The organism is Brachyspira sp. SAP_772, from assembly GCF_009755885.1.
Lineage (GTDB): Bacteria > Spirochaetota > Brachyspiria > Brachyspirales > Brachyspiraceae > Brachyspira.
Genome location: NZ_VYIX01000001.1, coordinates 1,067,091 through 1,087,251, shown reverse-complemented (window position 1 = coordinate 1,087,251; position 20,161 = coordinate 1,067,091). Strand labels below are relative to the sequence as shown.

General features: G+C 27.4%; 18 protein-coding genes. 3 read left to right on the top strand and 15 right to left on the bottom strand.

From position 1 onward, the window contains the following. Positions 1-73: 73 nt before the first annotated feature. From GQX97_RS04690 to GQX97_RS04680, 3 genes are read right to left on the bottom strand one after another with little or no spacing between them, the layout of a single operon-like run. A complete protein-coding gene (locus GQX97_RS04690; RefSeq protein WP_157150780.1) occupies positions 74-1,420 on the bottom strand; it encodes a TldD/PmbA family protein in 1,347 nt (448 codons plus the stop codon). A gap of 2 nt (positions 1,421-1,422) precedes the next feature. After that, positions 1,423-2,811 carry a TldD/PmbA family protein gene (locus tag GQX97_RS04685; RefSeq protein ID WP_157150779.1) on the bottom strand — a complete coding sequence of 463 codons (1,389 nt, stop codon included), beginning with the start codon at positions 2,809-2,811 and terminating at the stop codon, positions 1,423-1,425. A 3-nt stretch (positions 2,812-2,814) separates the two neighbouring features. Next, positions 2,815-3,786 (bottom strand): hypothetical protein, encoded by a 972-nt coding sequence (locus GQX97_RS04680; RefSeq protein WP_157150778.1) that lies wholly within the window; start codon positions 3,784-3,786, stop codon positions 2,815-2,817. A 117-nt stretch (positions 3,787-3,903) separates the two neighbouring features. On the opposite strand from GQX97_RS04680, the gene GQX97_RS04675 reads away from it, so the two are divergent. Then, positions 3,904-4,875, top strand: coding sequence for a tRNA-dihydrouridine synthase (locus GQX97_RS04675; RefSeq protein WP_157150777.1), 972 nt, complete (start codon positions 3,904-3,906; stop codon positions 4,873-4,875). On the opposite strand, the gene GQX97_RS04670 is transcribed toward GQX97_RS04675, so the two are convergent. Then, positions 4,872-6,110 carry a sugar MFS transporter gene (locus GQX97_RS04670; protein ID WP_157150776.1) on the bottom strand — a complete coding sequence of 413 codons (1,239 nt, stop codon included), beginning with the start codon at positions 6,108-6,110 and terminating at the stop codon, positions 4,872-4,874. The two genes, GQX97_RS04675 and GQX97_RS04670, sit on opposite strands and share 4 nt — an antisense overlap. Before the next feature lie 115 nt (positions 6,111-6,225). Here GQX97_RS04670 and GQX97_RS04665 point away from each other — a divergent pair, with 115 nt between their 5' ends. Next, positions 6,226-8,232, top strand: a complete 2,007-nt coding sequence (locus GQX97_RS04665; RefSeq protein ID WP_157150775.1) for an FUSC family protein — start codon at positions 6,226-6,228, stop codon at positions 8,230-8,232. Here GQX97_RS04665 and GQX97_RS04660 read toward each other — a convergent pair. The 3 genes from GQX97_RS04660 to GQX97_RS04650 are packed head-to-tail and all read right to left on the bottom strand — an operon-like array spanning position 8,229 to position 11,211. Beyond that, entirely contained in the window at positions 8,229-9,386 is a 1,158-nt protein-coding gene (locus GQX97_RS04660; protein WP_157150774.1) for a DUF6348 family protein, read from the bottom strand. The two genes, GQX97_RS04665 and GQX97_RS04660, sit on opposite strands and share 4 nt — an antisense overlap. A gap of 16 nt (positions 9,387-9,402) precedes the next feature. Next, positions 9,403-9,903 carry a metallophosphoesterase family protein gene (locus GQX97_RS04655; RefSeq protein WP_157150773.1) on the bottom strand — a complete coding sequence of 167 codons (501 nt, stop codon included), beginning with the start codon at positions 9,901-9,903 and terminating at the stop codon, positions 9,403-9,405. A 6-nt stretch (positions 9,904-9,909) separates the two neighbouring features. After that, positions 9,910-11,211 (bottom strand): UDP-glucose/GDP-mannose dehydrogenase family protein, encoded by a 1,302-nt coding sequence (locus GQX97_RS04650; protein ID WP_157150772.1) that lies wholly within the window; start codon positions 11,209-11,211, stop codon positions 9,910-9,912. Positions 11,212-11,360: 149 nt separating this feature from the next. Between GQX97_RS04650 and GQX97_RS04645 the strand changes: the two genes are divergently transcribed. After that, positions 11,361-13,706, top strand: a complete 2,346-nt coding sequence (locus tag GQX97_RS04645) for a chemotaxis protein CheW (RefSeq protein ID WP_157150771.1) — start codon at positions 11,361-11,363, stop codon at positions 13,704-13,706. 18 nt (positions 13,707-13,724) lie between these two features. Here GQX97_RS04645 and GQX97_RS04640 read toward each other — a convergent pair whose 3' ends face one another. The 8 genes from GQX97_RS04640 to GQX97_RS04605 all read right to left on the bottom strand — a co-directional run bounded on the left by GQX97_RS04640 (position 13,725) and on the right by GQX97_RS04605 (position 20,064). Continuing rightward, positions 13,725-14,726: an NAD(P)H-dependent glycerol-3-phosphate dehydrogenase gene (locus tag GQX97_RS04640; RefSeq protein WP_157150770.1), complete on the bottom strand. Its 1,002-nt coding sequence runs from the start codon at positions 14,724-14,726 to the stop codon at positions 13,725-13,727. Positions 14,727-14,785: 59 nt separating this feature from the next. Further along, positions 14,786-15,235, bottom strand: a complete 450-nt coding sequence (locus GQX97_RS04635; protein WP_157150769.1) for a hypothetical protein — start codon at positions 15,233-15,235, stop codon at positions 14,786-14,788. A gap of 81 nt (positions 15,236-15,316) precedes the next feature. Further along, positions 15,317-15,751 (bottom strand): hypothetical protein, encoded by a 435-nt coding sequence (locus GQX97_RS04630; RefSeq protein WP_157150768.1) that lies wholly within the window; start codon positions 15,749-15,751, stop codon positions 15,317-15,319. Between the two features lie 73 nt (positions 15,752-15,824). Beyond that, the gene (locus GQX97_RS04625; protein WP_157150767.1) at positions 15,825-16,280 is read right to left on the bottom strand and encodes a hypothetical protein; all 456 of its coding nucleotides are present in this window, start codon (positions 16,278-16,280) and stop codon (positions 15,825-15,827) included. A gap of 18 nt (positions 16,281-16,298) precedes the next feature. Continuing rightward, positions 16,299-16,703, bottom strand: coding sequence for a hypothetical protein (locus GQX97_RS04620; RefSeq protein WP_157150766.1), 405 nt, complete (start codon positions 16,701-16,703; stop codon positions 16,299-16,301). Between the two features lie 117 nt (positions 16,704-16,820). Continuing rightward, the gene (locus GQX97_RS04615; RefSeq protein WP_157150765.1) at positions 16,821-17,606 is read right to left on the bottom strand and encodes a Cof-type HAD-IIB family hydrolase; all 786 of its coding nucleotides are present in this window, start codon (positions 17,604-17,606) and stop codon (positions 16,821-16,823) included. 22 nt (positions 17,607-17,628) lie between these two features. After that, a complete protein-coding gene (locus tag GQX97_RS04610; protein WP_157150764.1) occupies positions 17,629-18,411 on the bottom strand; it encodes a Cof-type HAD-IIB family hydrolase in 783 nt (260 codons plus the stop codon). A gap of 129 nt (positions 18,412-18,540) precedes the next feature. Further along, positions 18,541-20,064 (bottom strand): hypothetical protein, encoded by a 1,524-nt coding sequence (locus GQX97_RS04605; protein ID WP_232473260.1) that lies wholly within the window; start codon positions 20,062-20,064, stop codon positions 18,541-18,543. Positions 20,065-20,161: the final 97 nt, after the last annotated feature.

The following is a 20,161-nucleotide window of genomic DNA, read 5'->3' as shown; positions in this document are numbered from 1 at the left end:
AAAGTGCAAATATTAAATTAGTATTGCATTGGACTAATATCAAATATTAAAAAGTTTTTAAATAACTACATTATTAGCTTGAAAATGATAGCTCTTTTATCAAGGCACTCGGTGTGTATATAGATGAATGATGATAGTCAGTATCATTTGCAAGCATTTCTATATTGTTTAGAAAATCTAATATATTTCCTGATACTATAAACGGATTTGCTGTGTGTGATAATTTGCCGTTTTCTATTTTTATCCCTTCTGCTTGAAGAGAAAAATCTCCGCTTATAGAGTTTACACCTGCATGAGTACCTGTGAGTGAGTTTACTAATATGCCGTCTTTTATTTGTGATATTAATTCTTCCTGAGTGTTTTTACCATCTTCTAAAATTAAGTTATGGCATGATATTCCTATAGAAGTTTTAAATCCTCTTGATGCATGTGATGTTGTTTTTCTGTTTTCTTTTCTTGCTGTATAATTATTGTATAAATAGCTATTTAATACTCCATTTGTGATGATATTTAAATCTTTTGTAGCAGAACCTTCTCCGTCAAAATTAGTGTTGGCTAGTCCATTATCAAACATTGGAATATCTTTTATGTTTATAATCTCGCTTGCTATTTTTTGGTTTAATTTGCCTTTAAGAAGTGATAACTGTTTTTGAACTGCTTCAGAAGAAAATAATGATAAATAAGCCCCTAGCATTGTTCTCATAGCCTTGCTTGTAAAAACAGTTTTATATTTTCCGCTTTTAATCTCTTTAGCTTCCAATTTACTTACAACATTATCAACTATATTTTTGCAAAAACTATCAACATCAAACTTAGTGTCTTTTGAAGAATATACATCAAAAAAAGTTTTTACAGCATTAGAATCTTTTGCTATTACTTCAGCATAATATGATATACTGTTTTTTTTCTCTTCCTTGCATATTCCATTGCTGTTTATGATGTGTTTAGAGAAATCATATCTTGCTAAACCGCATGAAGGCACATTTACAATTCTTTTATCTAATGAATATATTTTATCTTCTATTGAAAGAGATATTTTTTTTAATTCATCGTTTGTTAAATTAGTTATATCTTTGTTTATTAAATCATATGCTTTCTCTTCGCTTTCTTCTATAAGAGTATTAAACTCTGGTTCTGATGCAGCATATTTAAGAGAGTTTTTAGTATTGTTAATTAAATTGCTTATGTTTTCATCATTAAAGTCAATTTTTTCAGTAAAGCTTACACCCACTTGACCATTTTTTATTAACCTTAAACCAATTCCTCCAGACTCAGCAAAAGTGTATTTATCTAAATCTCTCTCTCTAATAGTAAACTCTTCTTCTCCGCTATTAGATATATAAACTTCTATTTTATAATCATTATCTAATTTATTTTTAATGATGTTAAATATCTCTTTTATTTTTTCGCTTCTCTCCATTTTTATCTTCCTCCAACTGTAAGCTCTTTTACTCTAATAGCAGGCTGCCCAACTGTAGTAGGCACACTTCCAGAAATACTTCCGCATATTCCGTCAGCTAATTCTAAATTTGATGACACTACTTCTATATTCATGAGAGTTTCATCTCCTCTTCCTATAAGCGTAGCACCTCTTATAGGCTTAGTGATTTTACCATTTTCTATTAAATAGCCTTCAGATACAGCAAAGTTATAATCTGTAGTAGCAGGGTCCACAGAACCTCCTCCCATCTTTTTAGCATAAAGTCCGTACTCTATGCCAGATATAAGCTCTTCGAAAGTGGAGTTTCCTTTATCAATAAAAGTGTTTCTCATTCTTGAAGTAGGTGCATATTTGTAGCTTTCTCTTCTAGCACTTCCTGTAACTTTTTGATTCATCTTTATAGAACCAAGCTCATCAACCAAATAGCTTTTAAGTATTCCATTTTCTATTAAAACAGTTCTTTGTGCATCATTGCCTTCATCATCAATATTATAACTTCCCCAAGCATTTTTTATAGTACCATCATCTATAGCAGTAACAACATCAGAAGCTATTTTCTCTCCTAATTTATTACAAAATACGCTAGCATTATCAGCAACAGAAGTAGCCTCTAAAGCATGCCCGCAAGCCTCATGGAATATTACACCGCCAAAAGCATTGTCTATTACAACAGGATACTTTCCAGATTTTGGATATTCTGAATCAAGCATTTTTATTGCAGAGTTAGCAGTCTCTATTGCCATATTCTCCAAGTTAATATCTCTTATCACCTGAAAGCCATCTAATGCTCCTTTTGTCCTGCTTGAAGTTTGTGTGTTAGTGCCGTCTGAAGCCATAGACATCATCACTAATCTTATATAAGTTTGAGAGTCTTCTTTTAATATGCCGTTACTTGTACATACTAAAATATTTCTCTCTTTTTCCATATACCTCGCACTTACCTGTTTTATTTTGTCTGATACTTTTCTTGCTGTTTTATCCAAATATGCAAGAGTTTCTATTTTTTCATCAAAATTAACATCAAAAGGATTAATATGAACAGGGTGATTATCTTTTTCTTCCGACTTTATAAAATCTTTTACTATATGTTTTTTATTTTTTACAATAGAAGATACACTTCTTGCTAAATTAATTAAACTATCGTTAGTTGTGTCATTAGAATATAAATATATTGTCTTCTTATCAACTATAACCCTAAGCCCTACACCATAATTGTTGCCAAGACTCATATCATCAACTTTTTTATCTAAATAACTTATATTATTAATTTTAGTGTCTTCAAAAAATAAATCAGCATACTCGCCTCCATTTTTTAAAGCCTCTTCCAAAACACTATGCAAAAAGTTGCTGTCAAATTGAAAATATTTCATTTTTTAGCTCTCCTTAATTTTTGTAGTTACTGTTTTTTTAGATAAAAAGTCATCAGGTTTATTATGCTTGCCCTTAGCAAATAAGTCTATAAGATATTTATTTATATAAAGTTTTTCTTTTTTCACTTTTAATTCAATGAATAATCCTTCATGTTTTAGTTTTAATAATAACCTTGCTGCTTTATCTCTTTTCCATTTAAATAATCCCATCAAATCTACTATCTTCATATATGGAGTCATGAAAATTATAAAGAAAGTTTTTGTTTTTAAAATGCTTTTAAATTTTTTATCTTTGTCTAATTTGCTTTTTAATATATTTAAATTATGATATACGAAATTGATAGTCTCCATACCATACAAACAAATATCTCTTAAAAATTTTAAATATATTATAACAGATTCATTATTAAAATTATCAACTATATTAATTTGAAAAAAAGCATCTGGATATAATATAGGATTATCCAATAATTTTATTCTTTTACAGTATAAATTAAATATTATCTTAAATATATTTACGCAATTTTTATAATCTTTCAAATACTCATATGATATTCTCTGAAATACAAGTAATTTTAATATTGGGTCTAAATCTAAATTATCTAAATATTCAATATCCTTGTTATACTCTTCTGTTATATATACTTCCTTTCCTTCGATAGAACTTACTATTTCTGATAAAACTTTATTGTTATAATCTTTATTTATGTATTTGTTTATAAGATAAAAATCTGCATGTTTTGAATTGTATTCTTTTATCATGTTGTTTGATAGAGCTTCTATATTTTTATAACTATAATTCTTATCTACTATAGAAGATAGTATACTAAGTAAATATTCAGAGTTTTTTAAAGATATACAGCATATTCTAAAATTCAAGAACACATGCCAAGTTTTAGCAAGTTCTTTTAAAATAATTATATTATCAAAAATTTCTATATTAAAGTTTCTATTCATAGCAATATATTTTAACATAAAAATATATTAAATCAATTTTTTATATACTATTTTAGCACTATAATTCCATATTTTTTATTGAAGTTTTTTATTAATTGTATATAATTCTTTAACTTGAAATAAGGTTTGAGTTTTATGAATAGAAAAATAACAATAGAAAATGTAGAAATTCCTTCAAGATTTTTTTTAGCACCGATGGCAGGCTATACAGATTATGTATTTAGAAGGCTTTCAAGAAGATTTGGTGCAGGGCTTCTTGTTACAGAATTAGTGAGTGCTGCTGCTTTGGCTAGAATGATAAAAAAGACTTATAGATATATGGAACATAAAGAAGATGAATATCCTATATCTTTGCAAATATTTGGAAGTAAAGAAGATGATTTTAAGAAGGCGATAGAGCTTACAGATTTATCTGGTTTTTCGTTTATAGATATTAATATGGGATGCCCTACAAAAAAGGTTGTACGAAACAATGGAGGGGCTGGGCTTTTATCAGATACAGACAAGATGGTTTCTATACTCAATACTGTAAAAAGTGTTTCTCCTTTGCCTGTTAGTGTAAAGATAAGATTAGGTTTTCAGAGAGGCGAGGGCGGTGAAATTGAGAGGGCTTTAGCTTTAAAAGAGAATGGGGCAGTATTTCTCACACTTCATGGAAGGTATGCAAGCGACTTATATAGAGGAGTTGCAGATTGGGAGGCTATTGCTAAGGTAAAAGAAGCTTTGGGAGATAATTATATATTAATTGGGAATGGGGACATAAAAACAAAAGAAGATGCTAAAAGGGCTTTTGAGATATCTAAAGTTGATGGCATTATGGTAGGAAGGGCTGCTATTGGTAATCCTTGGGTGTTTAGAGAATTAAATACTATATTTGATGATAACTCTGAGTATAATAATGATGATACTAGAAATTTAAAAGAGGTTTTAATTGAGCATATAAACGGTTGCTGTGATCTTTATGGAGAGGTGAGCGGTATACATTTTATGCGTAAATTTATTATGAAATATCTCACTGGCTTTAGAATGGATAAAAAAATTGAGTTTATGAAATGCGAAAATAAAAATGATTTGTTTAAGTTAATAGATGAAGTTGTAAAAGATTAATCTTCTTTTCTTCTAAAAAATATTAAAGTTATAAACATTATAATAGGAAATATTACCGCAAAGAATATGCCTGCCTTTAAACCTATTTGCATAATGTTATTGTCTAAAAGAATATTATTAAATATATTGATTATTTTTTTATTATTAGAAACAAACCCTACAATGCCGGGCCCAATAGCACAGCCAACATCTCCAGCCAAAGCAAGCAAAGCAAACATTGCAGTGCCGCCTTTACTATAAGTTTTTGATGCCAAGCTAAATACAGAAGGCCACATTATAGATACAGAAAGACCAACTAAAGCACAGCCTATTAATGATATTAAAGCATAAGGGCTAAACACTATTATAATATATCCAACAAAGCAAAATATAGAAGCTATAATAAGAGCCTTTTTTATGTTTATTTGTTCAGATTTAAATCCATAAATAAGCCTAACTATTCCCATACAAAAAGCAAACATACTCGCCCCAAATATATCCCCAAAACTTTTATTAACGTTAAGCCCAAGCTCGGCAAATAATGATACCCACTGAGAAATAGTTTGTTCAGAAGCCCCTGCACATATCATAAGCAAAACAAAAACTAATACTATTTTTACAGATAATAATTTTCTTATAGAAACCGTATTATCAGCGTTTTTATTATCTTCATGGGTAATCAAAATATTTATAGGCACATTAGCAAACAAAAATATATTCACTAAAGGAACTATTGCCCAAATAATAGATAAGTATTTCCAATTTTCTATTCCAAATAAATTAAAATATATTGTAGAAAATATTATAACACCCATAGAACCCCAACAATAAAAAGAATGAAGTATGTTCATAGCTTTAGTTTTTTTATTTTCTGGGAGTGCTTCCACTATTGGACTTATTAAAACTTCTATTAAGCCTCCACCTATAGCATTGATAAAAAAAGATATTAATATAGCAATATATGGATTAATAAAAAAAGGAAGTATGCCAAGTAATATTAATCCTAAAGCAGAAAATATATGTGCTAAAATTATTGGTATTCTATATCCTATTTTATCTATAAACTTAATAGCTAAAAAGTCAATTATCATTTGCATTGCAAAATTGAAAGAAGATAATAAACCTATTTGAGTAAGTGATATATTAAAATCTTTTTGAAATACTATAAAAATAAGTGGGGGGAAAATATTTATTATAGCCTGTGTTATATATCCATTATAACTCGCATATAACGTGTGGGCATAATTTAATTTCATTGTTAAGCCTATTATAAATATTGCCTATTATTATACTATTTACAATATAAAATTCAATTAAGTTATATTTTATTTTCTTATTGACTATTTTTTGTTTTTATTTATAGTAATTATTATGAATAAAATAATAAATTCAAGTCTAGTCTCTAAAGATTTTTATATAAAGCAAAAAGAAATATTTATATCATTTTTAAAAAGAGTAGTGGACTTTACTCCAAGTGTTTTGGTGGGGCTTTTTATTCTTGTTATAACTGCAAAACTATATGGAAGAGAGAACTCTACTATTGGTGTTGTGAGTATATTTATATGCGGATTAATGCGTCAAAGTTTTACAGTATCAAATTATCCTCTTGTCGCTTTTAGAATACTTTTACTTGGATTTTTGGCTACTATTGCAGAGCAGAATATTTTCCTAATAATAATACTTAATTTTGTGGTGCCTTTTTTAATAGTGTTTTTATTATCTGATGATTTTGCCCCGAGAGGTTATTTTATATATGGCTTTGCTTATGTGATATTTCAAGCTTATAATATACCAATAGAAAATATATCTCTTAGAATGGAGTCTATTGCCTTTGCTTTAATTATTATATTTATATTTTTATCATTAAACAAAATAATCACTAAAAATAATAACAATAATTTAGCTTCAAAATGTATTGGTATTGTAAATAAAAAATTACTTTTATTATGTAATAAAAAATGTGAGTTGAAGAAAATAGATGATTTATTTCCTGCCATTAATTTATATACTTCTTCTATATATATGGATTCATTAAAAAGAAACTTTATTATGAGTAATAAAAATATTAATGATTTTGAGTTTGTATTATTCTTAGAGGAGATTAATCTATTAATAAAAAAAGAATATAAAAATATTGATAATTTAAAAGAGAGTGATTTTGAATATTTTTACAATTTATATAAGCTTTTAGATAATATTAGAGAGTTTTTAAAAAATGATATTACTAAAAAAGAAGAAGAGTTTAATTATATAACAAAACAAATAAAAACTTTTAATTATAGTCTTAGTGATGAGAATAAAAATTATGAATGGCTTTATGTATTAAGGAAGCTTGATAATATACTACATAATATGTTTGAAAATAGGGCTGATGATTTAGAGATAGAAAAAGAGTTTTATTTAAAATTTACTACAATAAAAAAAGAGTTTAATATTAATAAATGCCATTTTAGATTTGCTTTAAAGATGGGCATTATAATGTGTGTAAGTTTTGCAATTAGATATTTTTTGCCAGAGAAAATAGCCGTACGTGGTTATTGGCTTCCTATACTTTCTTATATAATGATGTATCCTTTTTATGAAGATGTTAAGGCTAATCTTAAAATTAATCTCATAGGAAATATTATAGGTGTTGTAATATTTGGCACTGTATTTAGATATATTCCTTATTATATGATTATACCTTTTATAGGTTTATGCTTTGTATTGTCTTTGGCTTCTATTAACACTTTATTTAAAAAAATATACGGCACAATGTCAGCATTAATATCTTCTTTTCCATATGTTACAAAATTAGTTTCTACATCATCGAGAATAGGATTCATTGTGATTGCTTTGTTTATAGTGTGGTTTTTCGACAATTTTATAATGAAAACTGAAAGTCATAAAGGTATGGTTGATAAAATTAGCGAGCTTATAGAAATAGATACTATAATAATCAACCAAATGAAGAGAATTATTAACAGCGGAACTACTTCAAGTTATTTGTATGAAATATTATTAAAAGCATATATGATAAAGAACAATATTATAATACATGAAAAAAATCAAACTAAATATAAAGGCACTCCAATTACAGATTCACTTATAGAAGCAAATAGAACATTTATAGTAGAAGCAGAGCAGTTGATATATTTATTAAAAAAATATAATAGAAAAGAAGATAAAAATAATATGCTAATGTTTATAGAGAATATATCATTTATTTTAGAGCATATAGCAAAACTGTTTAAAAACGAAATTGATGATTTTAATAGTAAGGATTTAAAAGAGCCAATAAAAACAGATTCTTATATATTTTATAGGCTTCAAAATTGTTTTGATTCTATTAACTCTATAAATTCATCTATAAAAGATAATATGAATAATTTATTTTAAATATACTGATAATCTTCTGTAAAATTAAATGTTGTAGAAACCACTATATCTTTAGTTTTAATATTATTTTGCATAGCTTCGTATATAGTGTTGTATGAATTGCTTATATGAATGAGATTATTAAATGTTTCTTCTTTAAATATTTTATTAGAAAATCCATCTATTAGAGCATCTTCTATATATTTGTAGCTTGTAAATTGACTTTTTAATATTGTGTAGGTGTTGGAACCTATATTAACTTTTACCCTCTCATCAAACCTAATATCTTTAAAAGCATTTTCTGTGCATATTTCTGGTACAAAGTTTATAATCTCTTCTCTTATGTTTTTGTCTGTTATTATGTTTTTAATGTTGCTCATAAATATATCATAATTTTGATGACTCTTCTCAAATTCCAATACATATTCTATTACAAAATATTCAATCTCTTCTCTAGTATATGGATATTTTTTATAACTATAATCATATTGAAGGATAAAAAAGAATTGCTTTATAGAGAAAAACTCTTCTTTGTTGTCCCATTTATCAATATATTCAATTATAGCATTTTCAATACTTTCACTATGATTATTATTTATATAGCATTCTGTAATAATTTCACCATCAGGCATTTTAGCACCATAAACTTTAATAATATTTACTCTAGTGTTTGCAAGCATGAAAGGAATCTCTTTGCTTATTGCATACCATAAAAAAGAAGAATAATTATTGCTGTCATCATTTTTTATATATTCATCATAAAATTTTTCTTTTTCAATACTGCTTCCAAGACCTATTATAGGACTTTCGCATACACTAAACCTTTTTTTATTTCCAAGCATATAAGTATCTATTTCATGATGAGAGACACCATTCAAAAAATCAATCATTCCATTAAAAGCACAGTAAACAAAATCATCAGCAACTAGTTCAATAGCCTTATATTTATCATTAGCTATAACAGAACAATACTCATAAAAATCCTCTTCTAATATAGGTGCCTTTATATAAAAATAAACAGAACACAACACGCTGCTTTTCTCTTCAAGCTCTACAATCTTAGGTTCTATTGTTACATCATAAGTTAAAAGTCTTATGGTTTCATTTTCTATTTTGTTTTTGTCCTGTATGTTTTTATGAAGCCTATTTAAAAGTAATTGTTTGTATATATTCATAATTATATAATAACATTTAATTTATATTATTCAATATTTGTTTTATAGATACTGGAGTAAAATTATGAATATCAGAAGATACATTAAATGCTCTGTTATGATATTTTTTGTCTTTATGCCAATGCCCATGAATTAAAATTGAATTTTGATGATAGCCTTCCCATTCTAATATAGGGTAGTGGAATAATATTATTTTTTTATTTTCAAAATTAAGTACATGATAATCTTTAATAAAATTAAAAAGAGAATAATCAAATTTTTTATTTTCTAAAAAATTATCATTACTCCCTTTTATTAGATACTTATTTCCATTTAAGTTTTTTAGAAGCTCTGTTGTTTTTATATATCCTTTTTCATTAGAGAAATCACCAATTATATATATGTCATCATTATTATTTACAACAGAGTTCCAATTATAAAATATAGTATTATGCATGTCGTTATAGTTACTAAACAATAATTTTCTATTAGCATGCATACTGCCAAAAAAATGAGTATCCGAAGTGAAATATATCATTATTTTTTAAGCATTTCCTAAAGATATATATTTTATTCCTCTTTCAGTCATTCTTTGTTTATCGTATTGATTTCTGCCGTCAAATATGAGAGGCTCTTTTAATAATTCTTTTATTTTGTCAAAACTAGGTCTTCTAAACTCATTCCATTCTGTAACAAGTATCAAAGCATCAGCATTCTCTAAAGCCTCATAAGAGTTTTCTGCATAATATATCTTATCTCCAAATATAGCCTTAGCACTGTCAAAAGCTTTAGGATCATAAGCTCTTATTTTAGCACCTTTTTCAAGAAGCATATTAATGATTGTGATAGCAGGAGCCTCTCTCATATCATTAGTTCTAGGTTTGAATGCTAATCCCCATAAAGCAAAAGTTTTTCCATTTATGTCATTATTATAATATTTTAATATCTTCTCAACAAAAATTTTTCTTTGATTAATATTTACTTGATGAGTAGCCTTAAGTAAATCAGAATTAATTCCATAATCTGAAGCAGTTTTTATTAGAGCCTGCACATCTTTAGGGAAACAGCTTCCGCCATATCCAAGTCCATGAAATAAAAATTGATTTCCTATTCTTTTGTCGCTAGACATACCAATTCTCACCAAATCAGCATTAGCACCCACTTTTTCACATATATTAGCAATCTCATTAGCAAAAGAAATCTTTGTAGCAAGAAAAGCATTAGCAGCATATTTAGTCATTTCAGCAGAACGAACGTCCATAATAATAATAGGGTTACCAGTCCTTGTAAATGGATTATAAATATCTCTCATAATGTCTATTGCTTTTTCAGAATTAGAACCTATAACAACTCTATCAGGCTTTAGAAAATCATCAACAGCAGCCCCCTGTTTTAAAAACTCAGGATTAGAAACAACATCAAACTCACCATTATAATGTTTTTTAATAGCCTCTTCCACTAGTTTATGAGTTCCTACAGGTACAGTGGATTTATCAACAATTACTTTATATCCATTCATAGCCTTGCCTATATCATTAGCTACAGATAGTACAAAGCTTAAATCACAGCTTCCATCATCTCCAGAAGGAGTGCCAACAGCTATAAAACAAGCTATAGATTTTTTTACAGCATAATCTAAATCATCTGTAAACTCTAATCTTCCCTCAGATACATTTGATACTATAAGCTCTTCTAATCCGGGTTCGTATAGAGGAGTTATTCCGCTTTTTAATTTTTTTAATTTTTCTTTATCATTATCTACGCATGTAACATAATTTCCCATTTCGGCTAAACAAGCACCAGTTATAAGTCCAACATAACCTGTACCTATTATACATAATTTCATAAATATGCCTCTCTTTAAAATATAGACTTTTAATTTATTTTATAATATAATAAAGAAGCATATTGTCAAGTAAAATTTATAGAGATAATTAATATTATCCGATAATAAATAATGGGTAATAATATTTTTTTAGAATATGAGGATTTTAAATGGATGATTATATAAAAAGTTTGCTTAAAGATTTCTTTGAAGAAGCTTTTGAAATGTTAGATAGATTAGAAGAGAATATTCTTATTCTTGATAAAGATAGAGATAATGTCGATGCTGTGCAGGAAATATTTAGGGCAGTGCATACTTTGAAAGGAAGTGCTGGGGCGGTTGAACTTGTTGATACACAAAAATATGCTCATAGATTTGAAGATTTACTTGATTTAATAAGAGACAAAAAAATTAATGTTGATGATGCTACTATAGATATTTTATTAAAAGGAATAGATGTTTTAAAAGAGCTTATAAATTGTGCAAGCAATGAATCGGTAAGCACTGTAGATATAGATGAAGAGATAAAAAAGTTAGATGATTTTAAAAATTTACAATTAGGCTCAGAGACACAAACTGCTGCAGAAGATTTAAATATTGAAAAAACAGTAGATGATAAATTATCAAATAAATATGATAATTTAAATTTAGATAATGATATATTAAGTGCTATAAGAGAACATAAAGATGATGGATTAAAAATAAAATTAGTATATGTTAAATTTAATGCAGAAAGCTCAATGAGAACAGTTGGAGGTGTTCAGGTATTCGTTGCTCTTAAAGAAAAAGGCGATATTGTTACAAGTGTGCCGCCATTACAGGATTTGGAAGGGGATGAGTTTTATCAAGATGTAGTGTATTTACTAGCTACCACAGAAGAAGACAATGATATAATTAATGATATAACCTTTCCAGAAACAACTGATGAGATAAAAATAGAAGAGTTTGTATTAGAAGACTATGAGAAAGAAGCATCAAATAAAAATTCAAAAGAAGAGTCTGCTGCTAGTAAGAAAGATGAAAAAAATGTTAATAAAGACAAAAAAGTTGATAGACAAAGTTCTTATTTAAGAGTTGAAAGTGATAGAATAGACGCTATGATGAATCAAGTAGGGGAGCTTGTTACAAATAAAAGTTCTTATGTTCAGTATGATGATGATTTGTCTTCCTATGGTAAATTAATTTCTACTTCAATAAATGACATAAAAAAATATTATAGAGATACTATAGTTCAGCTTCTTAGAAAGTTTGAAGATTATGCCCAAAAGAAAGAAATTAAAGATTTGAGAGCTAATTATATTAATAATTTTAATAGTAAATTAAATGAAATATCAAAAATAGAAGAAGATTTCAAATTTACTTTAGATAGATATAGAAGTTCCTATCAGCTTCTTACAAGAGTAACAAATGAGTTGCAAGAAACAGTAATGAAAATAAGGATGGTTCCTATTGCACAAACATTTAATAGGTTTCCTCGTTTAATAAGAGATTTATCAAGAGATTTAGGCAAAGAGGTAAAATTAGAAATGTATGGAGAAGATACCGAGCTTGATAAATCTGTAATAGAGACTTTGGTTGATCCATTGGTGCATATTATAAGAAATGCTGTGGACCATGGTATAGAAATGCCTGAAGACAGGGTAAATGCTGGAAAGAGTAGAGTTGGTACTGTAGTTTTGCAGGCTTCACATGAAGGTAACCTTATTATTATAAAAATATCAGATGATGGTAAAGGAATGCAGCCGCATAAGATATTTGAAAGTGCAGTTAAAAAAGGACTTGTATCTGCAGATGCTAAATTAACAGAACAGCAAATGCTTGAATATATATTTGCACCCGGTTTTTCTACCGCTTCCAAAATTACAAATATTTCTGGAAGAGGGGTAGGAATGGATGTTGTTAAAAAAAGTTTAGAGAAGATTAATGGTACTGTTGGAATTGATACAGAATATGGTAAGGGGTCTACTTTCTCTTTAAGAATACCTTTAACTGTTGCTATTATTCAAGCTTTGATAGTGGATGCAGAAAAAGAATATTATGCAGTTCCTATTAACAGTATATTAGAAACTATAAAGATAGAACCTACAGATATACAAGAATTAGAGGGCACTGAGGTTATTAAGGTAAGAGATGAGGTTGTTAATATACTTAGCATAAAAGAGTTATTTAGACTTCCTTCAAGATATACTGATATTAAATCATATTATGCTGTTATTATATCTTCTGAAGACAAAAAAGTAGCTTTACTTGTTAATAACTTAATAGGTGAGCAGGATATAGTTATTAAAACACTTAAAGATAGTATAACAAAATCTGAAGGTATAGCTGGAGCTACTATTTTAGGTGATGGTACAGTTAGCTTTATATTAGATATTCAAACTATAGTAGGTCTTGGCACTAAAAGAATTATAGAGAGAGGTAAGGTAAATACTGCAGCTGCATCTAAAAATGAATTAAGAAGTTTTATAAATAAATTGAAAAATAACGAAATACCAGAAGCTGCTGATATTGAATAATTTATTAAAATTTATTAATTAATAAAAACCTTCACTTTTTGCATCTTTACTCATAAGTTCTGTTAGGGTTTCTTGTATATTAGCATTATTGAATAATATATTGTAAATAGCTTCTGTTATAGGCATATATATATTATTTTTTTTGGCGTATTCATATGCGGCTGTTGTAGCGTATACTCCTTCTGCTACTTGTCCATGAGAATTAGCTATAACATCTTGATATTTTTTCCCCTTTGCAAGCTCTCTTCCAAGTCTATTATTTCTGCTTAATCCGCTAGAACAAGTTACTATTAAATCACCTATTCCAGAAAGACCATACATAGTATCTATTCTTGCCCCCTTACTTAAGGCAAATCTCACTATTTCATGAAGACCTCTTGTTATAAGTGCTGCTTTAGTGTTATCTCCTAAATTAAGCCCATCAACTATACCGCCAGCTATTGCTATAATATTTTTTAAAGCTCCTCCTATCTCTACACCTTTTTGATCAGTAGAGTTATATATTCTAAATTTTGGAGGCACAGTTAAAGTATCTCTCACATATTCTGAAACACCTTTCTCTCCGCCAATGACAACTGCAGTAGGTACTCCCTTAGCAACTTCTTCAGCATGAGAAGGACCAGAAAGTGTAAGAATATTTACATCTCCTGATATTATACTCCTAGCAACTTCGCTCATGGTTTTACCAGTATTTCTGTCTAATCCTTTTGTTGCAGATATTATTATTTGATCATTACTTATATATGGTTCTATATTTTCGCAGGTATTATAGAATGCAAAAGATGGAGTTACAATAATAACAATTTTAGCATCATTGATAACTTCATCAAGTTCCATGCTAAATTTTATTTCTTTGTTTAATTCTATATTTTCTAAATAATTGTCATTTCTATGGAATTTTTTAAGCCTATTATAGCTATCTTCACTATGCACCCATACTCTAATGTGATGTTTTTCAGARAAAATATTAGCTAAAGCAAGTCCCCAACCGCCAGCACCAATAATCGCAACATTTTCCATCAAGTACAAACCTTTATTTATATTTATTTATTGAGAAATATTATATAAAAATGATAATTTTATTGTACAGTACATACTACATCATTTATTTTTAAATATGGTGATATATTTCTAGAAAAAGTTATTTTAATTTGAGTTTCACTTAATATTTCTAGTACACCTGTAACAGTACCGCTTTGAAATGCATAAGAGTTTGCATTTTCATTAGCTGTTGGAGATATATGTTCTATAGTACCATTAAATTTAACTTCTTCACCTTGAACATTTTCTCCAGGAGGTGTAGTTTCATCTCCGAATTTTAAAGATATACTTGAAGTAGTAGAGCCATCTGTTGTAATATTAACCCAAAGGTATGCTTGACCTAATACAGGAGAAGAACTTTTTAGTCCATTGGCTCCTGTAAGCTGCTGAGTTATTTCTGATTGTTCTATAGGCCCTGTATTTGCTTTACAAGATATAAACAATATTATTGATAAAAAAATAATTACAAAACTTATTATCTTATTCATAAAAATAGTATCTCCTATTGTTATAAGTATAATAAATTTATTAAATTTAGTCAATAATAAATAATTTATTTATCAATTTTATTATGGAACAGCAGTAGCAGTAGTATTTTCACATACAGCTTCCATTATTTTTATATATGGAGTTACATTTTGTGTGAAATATACTTTTATTCTAGTATCATCTAACACTTCTAAACTTCCTGTAATAGTTCCTGTTTGAAAAGCATAAGTATTTGTATTATTTTTATCAGTTGATGATATTGTATTAGTAATGCCAGTTGTTGTATCATAAATTATTTCACCTGTTCCTCCAGCTTGAGCATCTTTAGAACCAAAATTTAATGATATTGTATTGGCTGATGTTGTTACCCAAAGATAAGCTTCTCCAAGTACTGGGAAAGAGCTTTTATAAGTGTTACCATTTATTAAAGATGGATTTTCTGGTGCTGTAGTAGTTACTGTACATGATATTAAAAATATTATAAATAAAGTTATTAATATAATAGTTTTTTTCATAAAAAACTCCAAACTTATATATATGTTTTAATTATCGGCATATGTATTTTAATTTTTAATATAACTTAATATTTTATTCCTCATTAGTTTTATTACATGTTACATTTTGAATATTTAAATATGGAGGCAAAAGTTTAGCAAAAGATATATTTATTACACCTTGATTAATTATACTTAATTTTCCAACCACTTCTTCATTGTTAAAAGCATAATGCGGAAAATCTCCGTCAATATCAGAACTTTTTATATCAAATCTCTGATTGTCATTTATTGGAAAAGATGCACTGCCTATCCACATATAAATACCTATGCCATTATCATTTGTTATTACTATATTTAATTTTTCATTTGCATTTTGACCTACACTATTTTTACTAATATATTTACCATGATATTGAGAATTTGTAACGAGATCATTTTGAGCATTATATGGATTTTGAAATAGAGGGCTTTGACAACTTATTAAAAAAATAATTATTAGTGAAATAGAAAAACTACATATTATTTTAATAAATTTAAAACCCTCCATAATTATAATTCCTTCAGATTAAGGAGTAATAGTACAAATTACATCTCTTACACTAAGATATGGAGGAGTATTTCTTACAAAGCTAATTTTTATTTGATCAGCAGATAATACACTGAAATTACCAGACATTACACCTGTTTGGAAACTATAATTACTACTTCCTGTTTCTTGATATAATTTATCTATATTTTCTGCCGCTCCTATAATATTACCAGTACCAGTAGTATCATATATTCCTATAGTAATACTATTAGCTGTAGTTGTAACTTGTAATTTATATTCTTGACCTAAAATAGGATCTATACTAGTATAAGTTCCTGGATTTTCTACCGTTGTTGCTGTTGTATCAAATTTTTTACAGCTTATAAACATTATAGATAAAATTAAAATAGTAAATAAAAGTAGAAATATTTTTCTAGTCATAGCTAACACTCCGTTAAACTTATATTTTATATTATAATAAAATTTATAAATTAAGTCAAATTATTACTTATTTTATCGGATAAATAATTATAAAAATAAGTATCTATTTAATTTTTTTTATATTATATTAAAATGTTTTAGAGCTTTATATATTCCGTCATTATCAACATCATCTGTAACATAATCAGCAATTTCTTTCACTTCCTTGTTAGCATTACCCATAGCTACACCAATATGAGCATGCTTTATCATACTAATATCATTACCTCCATCACCAAAAGCAATAGTCTCTTCTAATTTAATTCCATAATACTCTATAACTTTATCTATACCTATATGTTTGCCTCCGCCTTTAGTATTAACATCTGCAAATGCTTTATGCCATCTGCTTGATTCACAATTTTTAAATATCTTTGACATTAATTCTTTTTCTTTATCTTTATCTACAAATAAATTAATCTGAAGTATATTATCAATGTTCTCTTCTAAAAAATTATAATAATTATCAACAACAGGTATTGGCAAATTAATTGATTTAGATACATTTTCTACATCGTCTGTCATATAATTAATATATATACCGCTATTCATCATAACAGAACAAGGAAATAGTTCTTTGTTTTTTAAATAATCCATTAAAGAATATATTTCATCTCTTGCTATAGAATGCTTATATATAGATTTGTCTCCTATATAGCAATCAACCCCATTAGCGGTTATATAACCATCAAAAACTAGATCATCTATATTGTTTATATGTTTCTTTATTCTTCCTGTAGCTATAAAAACTTTAATACCTTTTTCTTGCAAAAGTCTTATAGCTTCTTTTGAAGAATCAGATACTTTATGAGTATTAAAACTAACTAAAGTACCATCTACATCAAAAAATGCAGCTTTTATCATTGTTTTATTCCTTAAATAAAAATTAATCTATTAAATTAAAATGTTTTAAAGCTTTATATACTCCATCATTATCAACATCATCTGTAATATAATCAGCAACTTCTTTTACTTCTTTGCTAGCATTACCCATAGCAACACCAATATGAGCATGCTTTATCATACTAGTATCATTTTCACCATCGCCAAAAGCAATAGTCTCTTCTAATTTAATTCCATAATACTCTATAATTTTATCTATGCCTATATGTTTGCCAATGTCTTTTATATTAACATCAAAAAAAATTGGATGCCATCTGCTTGAGCTGGAGTTTACTAATATATTATTCATTATATTCTTTTCTGTTTCTTTATTTGCAAATATATTCAACTGAAATATATCATCTATATTATCATAAAGATATTCTAAAAAATTATCTATAACATTTGCCTTAACATTTACCATATTATAAAACATCTCTATAGTTTTATGAGTATTTGTATAAATATCATTGCTTGTCATAATAGAGCAGGGTAGAATATGATTTTCTAAATAATTACATAAACTTTTTAAATCATTTTTATTTAATGTGATTTTATATATTTCTTTTTTGTCTATATAGCATGCTGAGCCATTAAAAGTAATATATCCATCAAATTCCATATTATCCAAATTATCTATCTGATATAAAGCTCTTCCTGTTGCTATAAATACTTTTATATTTTGTTGTTTGAGAGCGAGTATTGCTTTTTTTGATAATTCAGATATTTTATGCGTATTAAAACTCACTAAAGTTCCATCTACATCGAAAAATGCTGCTTTTATCATATATTTATTTAACCTATTTTATAAAAATTTAACCTCTATATTATATATCAAATTATATAAAAAAGCGAGTGAAAGCTTTTTTACTTTTTGCCTTCAACCCGCTTAAAATATTTAAAAATTCTATATTGTTTATTTTAAAGATTTAAAACCCAATGTATAAGTAATTTCAAATTCTTCTCCATTTGGATCATTACCTTTTAAATATTTATATTTTATTGTGAAATCTTTAGTATCTCCTAATTTAATAGTAAAGTTGTTATCAAAAGTTATTTTAGTATTTTCTGTTTCTTCATAACCGTCAATAACAAAACTTTCTTTACTAATGTCATATTTTAATTTCACTTTAGGAGTAGTAGGAGTAGCAACAACACCGCTTCCATTTTCTTCTAAATTATCTGTGTCTATGTAGTTTAATAAACTATTATATTTATAAATACTAGATGCCAATATTATGTAAGTTTCATTTTCTTTTATATTTTTAACAGCATATGATTTTGTACCAGTAAATGTTTTTTCACTATTTAGATTTATCTGCAACTCTTCTTTATTTAATTTTAAAGTATCTATTCCAACGCCTCCTGCATAATAATTTTCTAAATATTCTACTTGAACATCAGTATTATTTGAAACATTGGCTCCTATACCGTAAGTGAAATATCCATGATCTCGTATTTCGTATGTAAATGGAGGAAATATAGTTCCCCATTTTCCTTTTCCATCAGAACTTCTCACACTAATATTTTTCAAACTTTTAGCAGATACAGTTATCTCATCTAAAGTAGTAGACTCTAAATCTTTTTTTGGCAAGTAAGGAGAGTATCCTTGACCTTTTGCATCATGCTTAGCCATATTTGTAAACTCAAGGTGTATTTTAGGCTCGTATGTAGTAGGAGAGGCAACAAACTCTTTTATATAATGTTCAAATAAAACAACGCTTCCATCACTATTAATATAGCCTATAGGGTCATATTCAAAGAAAGGACGCTTTTCTGCATATTTTTCTATAGCTTCAAAACCCATAGGTACTTTTTCGCCGCCTATTACTGAGTCTACTTTTGTAATAGCACCATAAGCAAATATAAATTTAGAATAAGTATCAACGGCTATTAAATATTGTTTAAGCGTTACAACAAGAGCTGTTCCGTTTATAGAATAAAAATTAAATCTCTCTATTCTTCCCGGTAAATATCCGCTGCTGTCATAAAGAGGATTTTCACCTTGATATTTATAGACAGTTAATCCAGTTATATCTGCTTTTGTAATACTGCTGTCGGCATAATTTTCGCCATCTATTCCTTTATAATAGTATGCTGGTATATTATTCCAATCAAGACCATTTGCAAGCCAAACTCTGCCTTTATCATCATCAAAAAAAGTATATATAGGAAGTTTATCTTTTTGGAAACTTGCTTTAAACAACCAAGTATTAAATTTGCTTGCATCATATCCGCCATAGTTTGGATTATTCCAATCCCCATTTATAAAAGGGTCTTCATCTGGGGCTACTTCTTCAGGAGGAGTTTCAGGAGTTGTATCTATTTCTCCTTTTGATGAATCAACCTTTTTATTATAATAATATCTTGAGTCAAAAGGTCTAGCACAAGCTATAAACATTAGCATAATTGCTATTAACAATATGTGTAATTTTTTCATTTTATAACCTCTCATTGCTGTAAATAAAACAGCTATAAATAAAAAACATTAACCCTATTTAAATATAGTAAAAAATACTAAAAATCAATAGTCTTTT

Coding starts and splice junctions, on each gene's coding strand:
- GQX97_RS04690 (WP_157150780.1), bottom strand. CDS start 1,420: ATGGAGAGAAGCGAAAAAATAAAAGAGATATTTAACATCATTAAAAAT.
- GQX97_RS04685 (WP_157150779.1), bottom strand. CDS start 2,811: ATGAAATATTTTCAATTTGACAGCAACTTTTTGCATAGTGTTTTGGAA.
- GQX97_RS04680 (WP_157150778.1), bottom strand. CDS start 3,786: ATGTTAAAATATATTGCTATGAATAGAAACTTTAATATAGAAATTTTT.
- GQX97_RS04675 (WP_157150777.1), top strand. CDS start 3,904: ATGAATAGAAAAATAACAATAGAAAATGTAGAAATTCCTTCAAGATTT.
- GQX97_RS04670 (WP_157150776.1), bottom strand. CDS start 6,110: ATGAAATTAAATTATGCCCACACGTTATATGCGAGTTATAATGGATAT.
- GQX97_RS04665 (WP_157150775.1), top strand. CDS start 6,226: ATGAATAAAATAATAAATTCAAGTCTAGTCTCTAAAGATTTTTATATA.
- GQX97_RS04660 (WP_157150774.1), bottom strand. CDS start 9,386: ATGAATATATACAAACAATTACTTTTAAATAGGCTTCATAAAAACATA.
- GQX97_RS04655 (WP_157150773.1), bottom strand. CDS start 9,903: ATGATATATTTCACTTCGGATACTCATTTTTTTGGCAGTATGCATGCT.
- GQX97_RS04650 (WP_157150772.1), bottom strand. CDS start 11,211: ATGAAATTATGTATAATAGGTACAGGTTATGTTGGACTTATAACTGGT.
- GQX97_RS04645 (WP_157150771.1), top strand. CDS start 11,361: ATGGATGATTATATAAAAAGTTTGCTTAAAGATTTCTTTGAAGAAGCT.
- GQX97_RS04635 (WP_157150769.1), bottom strand. CDS start 15,235: ATGAATAAGATAATAAGTTTTGTAATTATTTTTTTATCAATAATATTG.
- GQX97_RS04630 (WP_157150768.1), bottom strand. CDS start 15,751: ATGAAAAAAACTATTATATTAATAACTTTATTTATAATATTTTTAATA.
- GQX97_RS04625 (WP_157150767.1), bottom strand. CDS start 16,280: ATGGAGGGTTTTAAATTTATTAAAATAATATGTAGTTTTTCTATTTCA.
- GQX97_RS04620 (WP_157150766.1), bottom strand. CDS start 16,703: ATGACTAGAAAAATATTTCTACTTTTATTTACTATTTTAATTTTATCT.
- GQX97_RS04615 (WP_157150765.1), bottom strand. CDS start 17,606: ATGATAAAAGCTGCATTTTTTGATGTAGATGGTACTTTAGTTAGTTTT.
- GQX97_RS04610 (WP_157150764.1), bottom strand. CDS start 18,411: ATGATAAAAGCAGCATTTTTCGATGTAGATGGAACTTTAGTGAGTTTT.
- GQX97_RS04605 (WP_232473260.1), bottom strand. CDS start 20,064: ATGAAAAAATTACACATATTGTTAATAGCAATTATGCTAATGTTTATA.